Annotated in this window: 13 protein-coding genes; 11 read left to right on the forward strand and 2 right to left on the reverse strand. The window is 39.0% G+C overall.

What is annotated here, in order from left to right:
* The 6 genes from WCS89_04550 to WCS89_04575 all read left to right on the forward strand — a co-directional run.
* On the forward strand, positions 1-1,342 hold a 1,342-nt coding region (locus WCS89_04550), incomplete at its 5' end, for a metallophosphoesterase (GenBank protein ID MFA6554742.1).
* A 238-nt stretch (positions 1,343-1,580) separates the two neighbouring features.
* Positions 1,581-2,645 carry a nucleotidyl transferase AbiEii/AbiGii toxin family protein gene (locus WCS89_04555; protein MFA6554743.1) on the forward strand — a complete coding sequence of 355 codons (1,065 nt, stop codon included), beginning with the start codon at positions 1,581-1,583 and terminating at the stop codon, positions 2,643-2,645.
* 62 nt (positions 2,646-2,707) lie between these two features.
* Complete coding sequence (locus tag WCS89_04560) at positions 2,708-3,214, forward strand: hypothetical protein (protein ID MFA6554744.1); 507 nt, start codon at positions 2,708-2,710, stop codon at positions 3,212-3,214.
* A 258-nt stretch (positions 3,215-3,472) separates the two neighbouring features.
* A complete protein-coding gene (locus WCS89_04565; GenBank protein MFA6554745.1) occupies positions 3,473-3,814 on the forward strand; it encodes a hypothetical protein in 342 nt (113 codons plus the stop codon).
* A gap of 85 nt (positions 3,815-3,899) precedes the next feature.
* Positions 3,900-4,454, forward strand: a complete 555-nt coding sequence (locus tag WCS89_04570; GenBank protein ID MFA6554746.1) for an HD domain-containing protein — start codon at positions 3,900-3,902, stop codon at positions 4,452-4,454.
* Positions 4,455-4,547: 93 nt separating this feature from the next.
* Positions 4,548-4,940 (forward strand): VOC family protein, encoded by a 393-nt coding sequence (locus WCS89_04575; protein MFA6554747.1) that lies wholly within the window; start codon positions 4,548-4,550, stop codon positions 4,938-4,940.
* Between the two features lie 68 nt (positions 4,941-5,008).
* On the opposite strand, the gene WCS89_04580 is transcribed toward WCS89_04575, so the two are convergent.
* Positions 5,009-5,488 carry a phosphoglycerate mutase family protein gene (locus WCS89_04580; GenBank protein ID MFA6554748.1) on the reverse strand — a complete coding sequence of 160 codons (480 nt, stop codon included), beginning with the start codon at positions 5,486-5,488 and terminating at the stop codon, positions 5,009-5,011.
* A 79-nt stretch (positions 5,489-5,567) separates the two neighbouring features.
* On the opposite strand from WCS89_04580, the gene WCS89_04585 reads away from it, so the two are divergent.
* The 4 genes from WCS89_04585 (at position 5,568) to WCS89_04600 (ending at position 11,109) form a co-directional block, all read left to right on the forward strand.
* Positions 5,568-6,137 (forward strand): Gmad2 immunoglobulin-like domain-containing protein, encoded by a 570-nt coding sequence (locus WCS89_04585; GenBank protein ID MFA6554749.1) that lies wholly within the window; start codon positions 5,568-5,570, stop codon positions 6,135-6,137.
* A 24-nt stretch (positions 6,138-6,161) separates the two neighbouring features.
* The gene (locus WCS89_04590) at positions 6,162-7,166 is read left to right on the forward strand and encodes a virulence RhuM family protein (GenBank protein ID MFA6554750.1); all 1,005 of its coding nucleotides are present in this window, start codon (positions 6,162-6,164) and stop codon (positions 7,164-7,166) included.
* 15 nt (positions 7,167-7,181) lie between these two features.
* Positions 7,182-7,778 (forward strand): L-threonylcarbamoyladenylate synthase, encoded by a 597-nt coding sequence (locus WCS89_04595; GenBank protein MFA6554751.1) that lies wholly within the window; start codon positions 7,182-7,184, stop codon positions 7,776-7,778.
* 76 nt (positions 7,779-7,854) lie between these two features.
* Positions 7,855-11,109: a LamG-like jellyroll fold domain-containing protein gene (locus tag WCS89_04600; protein ID MFA6554752.1), complete on the forward strand. Its 3,255-nt coding sequence runs from the start codon at positions 7,855-7,857 to the stop codon at positions 11,107-11,109.
* A 92-nt stretch (positions 11,110-11,201) separates the two neighbouring features.
* Here WCS89_04600 and WCS89_04605 read toward each other — a convergent pair whose 3' ends face one another.
* The gene (locus WCS89_04605; GenBank protein ID MFA6554753.1) at positions 11,202-12,620 is read right to left on the reverse strand and encodes a nitronate monooxygenase; all 1,419 of its coding nucleotides are present in this window, start codon (positions 12,618-12,620) and stop codon (positions 11,202-11,204) included.
* Between the two features lie 127 nt (positions 12,621-12,747).
* Here WCS89_04605 and WCS89_04610 point away from each other — a divergent pair, with 127 nt between their 5' ends.
* A complete protein-coding gene (locus tag WCS89_04610) occupies positions 12,748-14,271 on the forward strand; it encodes an ATP-binding cassette domain-containing protein (protein ID MFA6554754.1) in 1,524 nt (507 codons plus the stop codon).
* Positions 14,272-14,487 lie beyond the last annotated feature (216 nt).

Here is a 14,487-nt window from a genome sequence, read left to right on the forward strand (position 1 = left end):
GATATGGCAAATGTCCGATATTCATTTTGGGAAACTGAACAAGACGGAAAACGATCCGTGCGAGCTTGCGGCACAACTGGCGAAGTTAGCAACCGACTTTCCATCAATGAGGCCAGACATTATCATAGTGTCGGGAGATGTGACGAGCATCTCCGCTGAGACGGAGTTTGCAGCTTTCAAATCTCTGTGTAAGGATCTTTCTCTAAAGCTTTGGGGAGGTTGTTTTCCTGAGCGGATTCTAGTTGTTCCAGGAAATCACGACGTGACCTGGTTGGCCGACGGACATGCTGACCGAATGAAAAGGTTTGTGAAAATGTTATCAAAAAAAGCTGTTTGTGTTACACCATTCGGAAAGATGGAAGAGTTACTTGGGCAAGGGAAAGTTATAGTGCGGAGGTTTAAGTCAAATCCTAATAAGGTGCCTCCGGTCGCTGTCGTCACATTTTCTGAGCATGATTTGGAGGTTGTCTTATTGGTTTCGGGATATTTCTCAGGTATGGTTCCAGAAAATATTCGGACTAAGTTGGGTAAATTAAGTGGTTCCTCTGAGGATATTAAGGAGCTTGTGCGTCAGGATTTGGGAGATGTGAATCGTGAATACTTACTGAACATTGCACGTATTCCTGAACGAAGGTTAGGACTCAGAATTGGAATGACACATCACAATCCAATACAATACGGGACAGAAACATGTGTTAACAGGTTCGCACCTCAATTGCTTGAAACTCTATTCAAGAAGGAAGTTAGGGTTCTTTTCCACGGACATGTTCATCTAATCGAGGATCGTGGGAATCCTCATCCTATGGCGACGAAAATGAGTTATCCAATACCTTGTCCGACTCTTTGTAGCGAGGCGATTGCGGGAGGAAAAGGAATGGCAATTCATTTGATAGGCGGCGCTGACGAGTTTCAGAACTTTTCAACCGATGCTTTTGCTTCCATCCTGGCAGAAGCTCGCAAGTATCACCTGTGCCTGACACTTTCGCATCAATACATTGACCAGCTTTCCCTGCCGATTCGCCAGGCGGTTTTTGGCAATGTGGGAACCTTGATTGCCTTTCGTATCGGCAATACCGATGCTGAGGTAATGGAAAAGGAATTTGGCAACACCTTCTCGGCAAGTACCCTTGCCGATCTTGATCGTTATGAGGCGGTGGTGAAGTTACTTGACAACGGAACTAACCTAGAACCGTTCCGGGCGAAGATGCTCCCGCCACTCCAAAACCGCATTGGCCGGAAGGACAAACTTGTTGCACTTTCACGGGAACGGTTTGCTACCCCGCGTGCGAAGGTGGATGGCAAATTGAAACGGTGGATCACTACGGCTACGTCGAATTATTAATTACCACGATGAATTTTATTAATTCGCCGGTAGTATATGAAATCGTATTGGCTAAGATTTTAGAAATATTACCGTTTTAATGTTGATAATAAGTCAAGGAAAAACATCGGCGAATTCTGGTCATCGCCTGATATTAGTTTTACCCTGGCTGAAGCATTTACCTCAAATTTTATTTTGCAATCACTATCTACAACCTCGATTTGCACGTAATTTAAATTATATTTTTTCCCCAAAGTTAATGTCCGAAAATACTTCTGCACATCTTCGAGTTTATGAGGTTAGAATTTATTTTAAGGATTTCTATGGTAAGCGTGATGATTTGAGAATTAAAATCTCAATGGACATTACTCGCTTTGACAAAGTCATGCTCGACATACAGAAAGTTCCACTCATCCATCCATATTCTGACGTGGCACAAGTCGCTTGCCAAATACGCTGCATGAAACTTGAGGAAATTATTGCCACAAAGTTAAAGTGTCTTCTTCAGCGGCAGCACGCACCGGATTTGTTTGATTACGCCTATTCAATCAAATTATTAGGTGGATCTCTGAATCGGGATGAAGTTGCTCGCACCTTAATAGCAAAAACCATTTTTGGAAGGAACCCTCATGTTTTGAAAGAAATTCTGCGCGAAACTCCCTTTGATTATTTTAAAGAGTGTTGGAATAAAACTATTGTATGTGCAAAAGCGATTGTAATAGGTGCTGAAGAAGCGATAGAAAGTTTTCTGACGGACCTGGATGTCTTGTTCCATCCTTATCAGGATAATGGATATTCTCAATTTACATTTTTTGCCCCCGAACTGCGAATGCCAATTTTAAAGGCGGGTCGGGAACAGACCCTTCTCAAGATTACTTACAATGGGGCGAACAGAATCGTTGAACCATATTCGTTGAAGTATTTGGAAAAGCGGAATGGAGACGCCAGAGAATATTTGTACGTTTATAATTGTTCAGGAGGTAGTAATCCTCCAGGAGTCCGTTCTATGATTCCTAGCGGTTTTCAGTCCATTGAAAACACTGGCGACAAATTCACCCCGCGTTTTCCAGTCGAATTGTCAAAAGCTGGTGAATTACCTGAGGACAGGTATCTTTTTGATCCTAATAAGCCATCTCAAGCACCAAGATCATTACTAAATAGAGGTGCACGACAATCAACTGGATTAAAATACATTTACAGATGCACCATTTGTGGTAGAAATTTTCGCAAAACAACTAACGATGGAACTCTACGTGAACATAATGGTAAAAATGGGTACAAGTGTAGTGGAAGGTATGGCTATTACGTAAATACGAAATATTAAGCAAGGATTCGAACATGACACCAGCAATAATTACAAAGCTCAATAAGTTTCTTCTGACATATATGCCTCTGACAGAAGAGTCTCAGGTTGTTTACCTGCTTGTAGAAATGCGTAAAATTCTTGATCACGGTTTAATTAGATCATATCCTTTAATTCGGTTTTACGCTGATTGGTCTGTGCATACTGCAAAAGATAGAATCACACCACAAATCGGATTCATAATGGATAATATTTATAAAGAAATTATTGAGAAACCATTGAACAAGATTTCTGATCCAGCACCCAAACTCCTTCCTTTTATTGACATGATGGAATTGAGAAAAGAAATGGGATATTTCTTGGGTGAACATGGATTGCCTGATGGCTTGGTCAACAGTAATGCAAACTGGTTTTCATTCCGTTCAAATCTCGCAAACGTATTGGCGGATCAACCCATACTAGATCCATGCAATAATATTCACAGGTTTGCTTACAAAGCCTTGAAAAATAACCTTGTTGCGATAGTGGTGGAATATAGAAAAGAGGATAGTACGTTTGGGGAATTCAGTGTGGAGGAAGAAGCTTCATAACCGATTAGATCATTACTTGCTGTTTTTATAAGGATAAATAATTTCTAAATAGTATTAGAACTGTATAACTAGGCAAACATCTGAAAATTTATTTGCCTTTCCCGGCAAAATTTGCCGTCTTTTTTCAATTCCAAATATCGTCGATACTTCCCGAATGATATAACAGAAACCAATCAGATATTGTAAAGGAAGGGGACGCACAGACGCTTCTGAAGAAGTGGTATATTGCCTTGACTGCATACTCATTTATATTGCGAAATGTTCGAACATCGTCCAGCCCTGCCAGCAAATGAAATTGTTGATAAATATGGTAATATAAACATAATAAAATTTAATCAAGAAAATATGACAGAAAAAATTCCTGAGAATCAACCACCAGCAGTAGAAACAGAAGAAATCAATTTTGACCAGCAATTTCCTTTGTATAAATTTGATAGAAGAGTTAAGTGGACGAAAGCGGGTTCATCTGAAGGTCTCAAGGAAAGTATTATCGAATTAGCACAAGAATGTTTACGTGGAGATCCTAAAATTGGAGTGATTAAGTTTGAAAAGATTCCTGATGGTGGCTATGAAATAACCTCATTCAGATCCAGAGAATAGGATTAGTTTTTTCATTATCGGTGTCTTGCACTACTTGTCGTAGAATAGTTCCAATATCGAGCCAGACGGCCAGTAAATCAATTTCATGATAAACAAAAATATTATTTCTCGTGCACAAGAATTCGCTCGTAATGCACACGAGCCGATATTTGCAATTACAATTGCAGGAGTAAAGAGACCTCAAATTATGCATATCCAAGAGGTTGCTGATTTGGTATGGGCATCTGGAGGAAGTGATGAGGAGATTACCGCCGCTTGGCTTCATGATAGTGTAGAAGATACTCAGACTAGCTTAAATGATATTGAAAAACATTTTGGTAAAATGGTCATGAGTATTGTACACGGATTAACTGATTTGGATGAGTTTAAGAACCTTCCACTACCTGAAAGAAAACGTAGACAAGCTGAAAGGGTACGGAGTGAAAGTGATAGTGTTCGTCGAGTAAAGATTGCGGATCAGACTTCAAATGTTAGATTTCTTGCAACTGACCCAACAAATAGTATGACATTTGATGAATGTGGTCAGTATATACAAGGTGCAAAACTGATTGCGGATGAATGTAAGGGAATTAGTCCCTTATTAGATAAACTATTTAATGAAGCATATTTGAAAGGATTGAAACGCTATTTCCCCAGTTAAAATAATTTTCAATTTCGTGCCATACTCTCAACCAGAGTTTTTAAGTAAGATTTGGTATAATAATCAAAATTATTATTTATTTTTAATTAACGTATGAATAAAGTCACACACTTTGAATTTCCTTGGGATGACAAGGAGAGAGCAAAAAATTTCTATCAAAATGTATTTGAGTGGAAACCGTTTGAGTGGGAGCAATTTAGTTATACTAGTTGGCAAACCGGTCCTGTAAACAAAAAGATGCAACCAACCGAAGTGGGTTTTATAAACGGTGGTTCAAGTAAGAGAGATCCTAGTATGCCTTATCCAATGTTTTATGTTGATGTTGATAATATTGATTTAGCATTAAACAAAATTGTTGAAAATGGTGGTATGGTTGTAAAAGGTAAAACTCCATTAGGCGAAAACGGCGCGATGGGTTTCTTGGCTTGGTTTAAGGATTCTGAAGGAAATATTCTTGGTTTATCTCAGTACAAGAAGACAGAATAGATAAGAAATTCAATAAAAAAAGCACCACGATGTATCGTGGTGCAGAATGAGTGGTGTGAACCTCCGAATCATTTAAACTTCGGTCTCACAAGATCACAGGTCTTCGCTTCGCAATCAATTACCCAGGCTTCGCCCTTCTCAGTCTCATGACTAGGGAATCCGTTGCCGATTCCGTCGAGAATGGTACCTCGTATGAATTGCGGGAGTTCCTCGCTGTATTCAAGGTGAGTGACCATAATCAGATTTTCTGATTTTATGCCTTGGATAATTCTGACAATTTCTTCAGGAGAAACACCTTTATCTCTTGGAGAACCAGGACCAGACCAGAGTGATTTATATCCTTTGAATTTGACCTTAAACATATCTGCCAAAATCTGAGCACTTTGTTTAGCCCTTTTAGCGGTGGAAGATATAATCTTGACACTTTCGCCGTTGATTATAGGTTTAAGGGACTTACCTAAACCGTCAATTTGTTGGCGACCGAGTTCATCGAGTCCTTTATGGAAATGGTTGTATTCACCATGTCTAACAATTATGATTCTTTTCATTATTTGCCTTTCTATGTACTTTTGTTATAAGACTACTTCTTTATAAAATAGTGTCAATACATTCTGCTATACTTACCCTATGAACCCTCGCACATCTTTTATAGGTAAAACTACCGGCATATTGGCAATCTTATTATTGATTGTTGCTATTTACTTGTTTACTAATCAAAAAAATACACCAGAAGCAATCACCTTTGAAGATTGTGTTTCTTTTGGTAATCCAGTAATGGAAAGTTATCCGCGTCAGTGTATATCAAAAGAGGGAAAACATTTTACTGAGGACATAGGCAACACTTTGGAAAAAGAAAATTTCATCCGTCTTTCAAACCCACTTCCGAATGCTGTCATATCAAGTCCTCTTAATATTACAGGATCAGCACGTGGCAACTGGTACTTTGAGGCAAGCTTTCCTATTTTTCTTACAGATTGGGATGGTAAGATTATTGCGCGGGGTATAGCGACGGCAGATGGTGATTGGATGACATCAGATTTTGTACCTTTCAAAGCTGTACTCACATTTGATACCTCTCTCATTTCTGGTCAGTATTCAGATAGGGGGTCACTTATTTTGAAAAAAGACAATCCTTCCGGTTTACCAGCAAATGATGATGCGTTGGAGATACCCGTGAAATTTATTATAAAAAAATAATCTATATTGGTGTAGAATAGGTGCATGGAGACTCCGAATTCACAGATTGTTATATATAAGGACCAAAGAGGGAACATTAAGATTGATGTTCGTTTTGATGGTAATACTGTGTGGTTGGCACAAGCTCATATGGCAGAATTGTTTCAAAAAGATCGAAAAACGATCACTGAACATATTGGAAATATCTTTAAAGAGCGTGAATTGGATGAGAATTCAGTATGCCGGAAATTCCAGCATACTGCTATTGATGGAAAAAAATATATAGTGAATTTTTACAATTTGGATATGATTATTGCAGTGGGATACAGAGTAAAATCTCCACAAGGAACTGCTTTTCGCCAGTGGGCTACAGCTAGACTTAGTGAATATATAGTCAAAGGATTTGTACTTGATGATGAGAGATTGAAGAATCCAGATCTTCCTTTTGATTATTTTGAAGAATTGACTCGTCGCATAGCTGATATCCGTACTTCTGAGAAACGTTTCTATAGAAAAATTACTGATATTTATGCAACAAGTGCCGATTATGATCCTACGAGTGAGCAAAGTATTCTATTTTTCAAAACTGTACAAAATAAGGTACATTATGCAATTACAGGTAACACAGCGGCAGAGATTGTAGTTAACAGAATAGATAGTGGAAAGAAGAATTTAGGGCTTACAAATTTTAGAGGATCTAAGCCTATTAAAGAGGAAGTAATTATTGCTAAAAATTATTACAATAAAGAAGAACTAATTCAATTAAATGCACTTGTTGAGCAGTATCTAATATTTGCTACAGAACAAGCTAGACGAAGAATACCTATGACTATGAAAGATTGGATAGATAAATTACACGGCTTCTTGACTATAAACAGTAGGGCTATCTTGCGGGATGCTGGTAGAATCTCTCACGAATTAATGGAGGAAATCGCAGAGAAAAAGTTTGATGAATATAAGCATATAGAAGCAAAACAAGATGTTGATTTTGATGAGGTGGCATTGAAGGCTATTGAAAGTGTAGAAGGTCGTAGTAAAAAGGCTAAATAGGGTCTGTTTCTAGTTATGACCATCTTCAAATTAACCGAGCAAAACACCGCCGAAGCCGTCTCAAAAGCTGTTACAGTCTTACGTAACGGCGGTCTTGTAATATTTCCAACAGAAACTTGTTATGGTATCGGTGCTGATGCTACTAACCAAAAGGCCGTTGATCGATTGTTTCAATACAAAACAAAAAGAGAAGGTAAACCTATTTCTGTCATTGTTTCCGATAAAGAAATGGCTAGAAAATATGTTGAGCTCGGTAGTGTTACAGAATCCGCTTACGATAAATATTTACCAGGGCCTTTTACTATTATTTCAAAAAGTTTAGGCAATACCGCAGAGGGAATTGCTTCCAAACAAGGGACGCTTGGAATACGTATTCCTGACTACAATTTGGTCACAAATATTTCAAAAGAATTTGGCAAACCTTTTACAGCAACTTCTGCCAATATTTCTGGTGCACCTTCTCCTTATAGTATAGAGAAATGGTCAGAACAAACTCCGCATGAATGTCAGGATTTGGTAGGACTAGTACTAGATGCCGGTGATCTGCCAAAGAATGAACCTTCAACGATAGTAGATACCACGAATGGATTGATTGAAATTAGGGTTAGGTAAAAAAGTGATATTTTTGTGATGTCGGACATCGCAATATTTTGTGATAAAATAGAGATGATTTTAAGCATCTCTATACATGTACGTATACCCCAAAAACATTTATATTCTCGCTGTTATAACTCTCGGAATGATCGGTGCTTTGGATATTGTTTCAAAAAGTTCATCGGTCACTACAACTATTGATTCTCTCCCTGTTCATACCCAACTCGCAGCCATAGACGGTGCTGGTTCGGGGTTGGTTAGTTGGTGGAAATTTGATGAAGGGAGCGGGGCGACTGCGGTGGATTCTACTGGTGGTAGCAATGGTACATTATTGAATGGGTCAACATGGACATCTGGAAAGATTGGAAGTGCTATACAGTTAGATGGTGTTGATGATTATGTATCTACTGGTAATAGTGCATCTCTGATTCCTTCTACTGGAATTTCTATATCAACATGGATATATCCTACAAAGAGTGCTTTATATGCTAGACAGGGGATTTTTGGTGTCTTTGAAAGTTCTGGTGCGGTTGGGTTTGGTTTCGGAGTTGAATTTGATAATCCATCTTCGTCCGGAATAATTTTCTTTCACAATAGTCACGATTCCTATACTGTACCAGTTGCAAGTTTGCCAGCACTTGGTCAGTGGTATCAAATAGTTGTAACTGCTGACTCTGGAGGATACCGTTTATTTATAAATGGTAACCAAGTTTATTCTGATAGTCATCCATGGGTTGCCCCTTCAAGTAATTTTTCGTCATCAATAGGCTTGTGGCCATTCGGTACATATTTTGGTGGTGCGATGGATGATTTGAGAATTTATAATAGAGCCATTTCTGATCAAGAGGTAGCTACTATTTATAGTGGAGGAGGTTCATCACCTGTAGTACCCGTTCCACCTCCTGTGAATGAGGTTCCATCAGAGACACCTGTTGCTCCACCCCAAACAACTTATGCGGTTACATTATCAAAGACAGGTACTGGTCAAGGCGTTATAACTGGTGGTTCTATAAATTGTGGTTCAGTTTGTAATCAATCTGGTATAACTTCTGGTACATCAATCACCCTGACTGCTGTTCCAGATGGAGATTCAATATTTGTTGGCTGGAGTGGTGGAAGTTGCCCTGCAACGGGAAATTGTACGTTATCTGTTAGCTCAGACGTGACAGTTACAGGAACCTTCAATAAGAAATACGTCAATAATTCTGGAGAAATTATCCCAGCTGATAGAAAGATAGATTGGTCTAGAAATGCTGGTTTGAATTTTAATATTCCTTCTTGGTCAAATGGTAGAAATGCAATCGTTGATGATGGTGCAAAAGGTGATGGTGTTACTGATGACACTGCTTCAATTCAGGATTGTATAAAGAAGACACCAGCAAACACTTTTTGTTATTTGCCAGCAGGGACTTATAAGGTATCAAAGTCAATATCTTTGATTGATGGAACTGTCGGTATCGGTCTTGGATCAAAAGGTATTCGTGGTGCAGGTCCAGGGAGTACGATCATCATGGCAGGTTCCAATATAGGGTCTATCTTATTTACTCACACATGGGGGTGTTCTCAGTATGTAAATCCAACATCAGGAGCAACCAAAGGTAGTACTAGGATATACGTTGACAATCAGGATGCTGATTTTTCAGTATACAAAGCTGGAGATTTGATAATGATTGATCAGGAAAATGGTGATGGAACAGAAAATATTCCAAATTATATGGGTAGGACCGTTGGTCAGTTGAATAAAATAATAGCTAAGGGTTCAAATTATTTTGATGTTCAGAGTCCATTAAATTATAACTATAATTCTTCATTCAATCCTTACATATCTAGATGTTGGACTTTTGTAAAGGAGATTGGTATTGAAGATATGACTATAGATAGAGTTAGTAATGCTGTTGGTGGTGGAAATAATATTGATATTTCTAATTGTGTAAATTGTTGGATAAAAAATATTGAAAGCAAAAATGCTTTGAATTGGCATGTGAAAGTTAATACTTCTTATGGAACTGTAGTAAGAGATTCTAGATTTGAACAGACTTGGAATTATAGTTGTGGTGGCAACGCTTGTTATGGAGTCACTCTCTTTTCCAAGACGTCAGATAGTCTTGTAGAAAATAATATCTTCAAGCGGTTGAGACATTCAATGATAACTGAGTATGGAGGAACAGGTAATATTTTTGGTTTCAATTATTCTAGAGAGCCAATAAATGAAAATGGTTTAAATACGGATTATCTCATGGGGGACATGATAACTCACGGTGGCCAGCCGTATATGAATTTGTGGGAAGGTAACACTGCGGCGACTATTAAGAATGACAATGTCTTGGGTTCTAGTAGATGGAATACATTTTTTAGAAATAATGTTGAGGTCAAATCACTTCCTGTAAAGAGTACTCTTCCTCGTGGTACATACGTCGCAATGTTTGGGATTGACAGTCAGATAGGTAATCTTTATGAAAATTACGTAGGAAACGTCTTGGGAAGTTCTGGTTTGATGACAAAAGTTTATCGTCTAGGGACTTGGCAAGACATTGCTTCTGGTGCTGGTTACAGTGGGATTTCAATTCCTGATCCTAGAGTTTTGAATACTATGATTAGCCATGGGAATTATAATTCATTGGATAGAAGTGTTATTTGGGATTCATCTATAACCAATCGGTTGATTCCTAATTCTCTTTATTACGGAAGTCGCCCTTATTGGTGGTCAGGTTCACCTTGGCCTCCAGTTGGTCCCGATTTGTCACCTATGACAAATAAGATTCCTGCTCAAATCTGTTATGAAAGGGGTGATATGCCAAATTGCCTCGGTCCTGCTGGTGGAAGTTATGTACCAAATCAGCCGGTCCCTATCAATGGTTCTTGTAGTAGTACTGTGAATATTTGTAATGCTGGTGTTTCTTCTGATCTTAGTGATACCCCAACAGACAACATCTGGTCTTGTTTGGGTTCAAATGGTGGTACATCAGTATCTTGTACTTTGGCTAAGACTCCTCTAAATCCAAACCCATTAAACCCGTTAAATCCACCAGTCAATACACAAGCAACCTCATCACAAGTAAATCAGACATTAGCAACCACTACTAGACCTGTAATAACTACTCCTAAACCTGTAGCTCCAAAAGTCATTCAAAAACCAATAGTCAAAACTGTTACCAAGAAACCAGTTACATATTCCAAATTAGCATCATCTTCACTAGACCTCTTTGTTCCAACTTCTACATCTACAGATATTACAGTTCCTAAAGCACCTTCATGGTTTGGTTTATTGAAAGGTATGGTCGTTGAAATCTTTACACAAGTGAAGAAGGGAGTATTGAGGACGGTGGAGACGATGAAGGGGTTGATGTAAAAATTGTTAGGTGTTGCTTTTGCAATTAAAAAAACCACCCTCACCATTTCGATTGCTCGAAACAATGGGGGTAGTTGTGTTATTTGTATGTCCTATGATAACAAATATTTGTAAACATCCTCTGCTGTGTAAGAACTATTTTCGTTTGTCATTAGGATTCTGGCGAAACGTAGATCGTCACCTAAAGTGACGATAGGGGGTTCGTCTCCATTTTTGAGACCAGCTGTCGTGATGAGACCGTTGCATATGCAACCAGCTCCGATGGTATCCTCGATCTTGCCGCCTTTACGGACAAAATCTTCAACTGGTTCTGCAGAACAACGGTAACCGATACTTCCATCGGCTTTCTTGTAGAGAACGACCAATACTCCCTTGTCACAAACTCTCACTCGAGATTTGTAAACATTTTCTTCTGACAATGTCCCATTGATCATTGCAACTTTGAATGGGAAACCTGAAGGGGAAATACAAGGGCTTGTTCGTATTGTTGATTGTCCCAAGAAGGCAAGCCTTCGAGCTTCTACCTTCAAGTCATGACGCAAGCCTGATTCTTCACAGAGTGCGAAAGCAGAACCCACTTGGATTCCAGCTGCACCTTGTTGTAATGCCCAAGCCAACATTTCTGGAGAAGCGTACGAACCACCTATCCAGAACGGAAGGCCTAGTTTGGCGAGATTAATATAATTAACTTTATCTTTCTCGCTGTAAACAGGATCGCCATGTTCATTAAAAACACCCTTTATTCTTGGAGGAGCATTGTGCCCACCTGCGGTTGATGTTTCCACGATGAATCCGAATATGCTACCAGCGGGCAATTTCTTTAGCAGAACCTCTGCCAAAACATTGGAAGAAATGATCGGAAGAAACTTTGGCTTTTTGAGATTGAGAAGTTTGGCGCCGAAAAACTTTTCCGGATCAAAACTCATCTCATAAGACTCTTTTTCTCCAACGACCGGTACGAGGTATTTCAAAACCTTACCTTCTAACAATGCATTTATAATTCCTGTTATCTGAAGTGGTATTCCAGCACCGACGGTTATTGCATCTACTCCAGCCAACATGGCACCAGTGATGGCGTACATATGTGGCATGGCTATCTTTTCTAGATAGTTGATACTGATCGTATTGTTATGACCTTCTTTCGCCAACCAGACGAAAGCAAAGTTTGCACAGACGATGAGAGATATCAAAAGTTTAGAAGGATTCACACTATAAACAGGTACTGCTTTCAGAGGTTGTTTATTTGGATTTCCTTCAGGGATGTAATAAGCGTCTATAACCATTTGAGCTATTTCCGGAAAAGGGAAATGACTCAAAGCTCGGCGATAATGTCCGCCGACATCTCCTTGTTGGAGAGCAAGTGCAAGGATACGGTCTGGAGCAACTCCAGAGACTGTACCCCAACCACCAATGATTGCAGCAATCCTTGCTAATACCCATGAGGAGATGTTGACTCCCATACCAGCTTGAATGATTCTCACTAAGCCGAGAATCGATAGTTTGGTTGTCATAATCTACCTTACCTTTCTATTTCAAAGAACCAATTAATTTTGGCTCTATTCTCCTATATTGTACCAGTAAAAGGCTTTTGTCGAGCACTCTTCCCTCGATATCAAAAATAAGGTACTCTCATAGACTATGGCACAAGATGAAGTAATACTAAGGTTTGAGGAGGTTACCTTTGAATATGGACACAACAAGCCAATTCTTGACGAGGTTGACTGTTCTTTGCGTCGTGGTTCCAAAGTCACCATAATGGGTCAAAATGGGGCTGGTAAGAGTACTATATTTCAACTTATTACAGGTGGCCTCAAGCCAGAGTCAGGAAAGATACACATAGAGAACAATCTCAGTATTGCCATCGCTAGACAGGTAATACCTAGAAATGAGATGGAACTCACGGTCCGAGAATTCTTCCAAAAAGCTTTTGATGATTCCGTTTCGGCTGGACTCAGGAAAGGTGGTGGAAAAGTTTATGATATAGATCCTAGAATAGATACAGCTCTAGAAGCGGTCAATTTCAAAGGACATGAAAAAATACACGATCGCATAGTCAAATCTTTTTCTGGTGGTCAACAAGCCAGACTTTTGCTCGCTTCGGCTCTAGTCCAAGAACCAGACTTACTTCTTCTAGATGAACCAACAAATAATTTGGATAAAGCTGGTATTGAACATTTGACTGACTTTTTGATTAAATATGAAAAAACGGTGATGGTCATTTCTCACGAAGCTAGTTTCCTAAACGCTTTTACAGATGGAGTTTTGTATTTGGATATTTATACTAGAAAATTGGAACAATATGTCGGAGACTATTTTGATGTAGTTGCTCAGATAACTGCTAGAGTAGAAAAAGAGAATACCAAGAATGCTAGATTGGCAAAAGAGATTCAGGAAAATAAAGACAAAGCCAACTTCTTTGCAAATAAAGGAGGTCAAATGCGTCTAGTTGCAAAAAGGATGCGCGAGAAAGCTGAGGAGCTAGAAGATGAGATGGTTGATATTCGCAGGGAAGATAAGACTATAAGACCATTTACGATACCATCACAGCCAGACATCATAGGAAATATTTTGACAATCAATTCGTATTCAGTTTTGAGTTCAAAGAAAAATGCCAAGGGCGAGCATACTGCTAGTAAGTTTGTAACGAGAAAAGCTAATGTAATACTTAGACGCAAGCAACATCTCTTACTCAAAGGTCCAAACGGTATTGGTAAAAGTACATTGCTAGAATCTATTGCCAACGGCAAAGCCGAAGGTTCAAAAATTTTGGAAGGTGTGAGGGTTGGTTATTATCGCCAAGATTTTTCTATGTTGAATTTTGAAGATACAGTTCACGACGCCCTCCTTTCGGTTATGGATAAGCAAGTAGAAGAAACAATGCGTGCAACTGCTGCTGGTTTTCTCATTGTTGGGGATATGATGCAGACCAAGATTGGTAGTCTCTCTGAAGGTCAAAAAGGTCTGGTTGCTTTCGCCAGACTTGTTTTGCAGAAGCCAGGGTTACTCATTCTTGACGAGCCAACAAATCATATAAATTTCCGTCATATTCCTATCATTGCTGAGGCTCTGGATAAGTATGAAGGTGCAATGGTCTTGGTCAGTCACATTCCAGATTTTGTAAGTCAGATCCGTATTGATGAAGTTTTGGATTTGGAGAAATAAGTTTCTTTTTCCGGAGGTGTAACCTCCGGAATGGCTTAACGTCGACGACAGGTGTTATTTTATATAGGGGTTTTTGTTTTCCGGAAGCCTCACTCTAAAATTCCACTCTGAAGTGCAATACTAACTTTTGTAAAGAACATATCCGCTGCTGTACGCTAGTAGTGTTAACAGACTAGCAACAACAACGGATATGTATACGCATATTACCAGAGACGA

The sequence above is a fragment of the Candidatus Paceibacterota bacterium genome, assembly GCA_041666915.1.
Taxonomy (GTDB): domain Bacteria; phylum Patescibacteriota; class Minisyncoccia; order Phycocordibacterales; family PALSA-1337; genus C7867-002.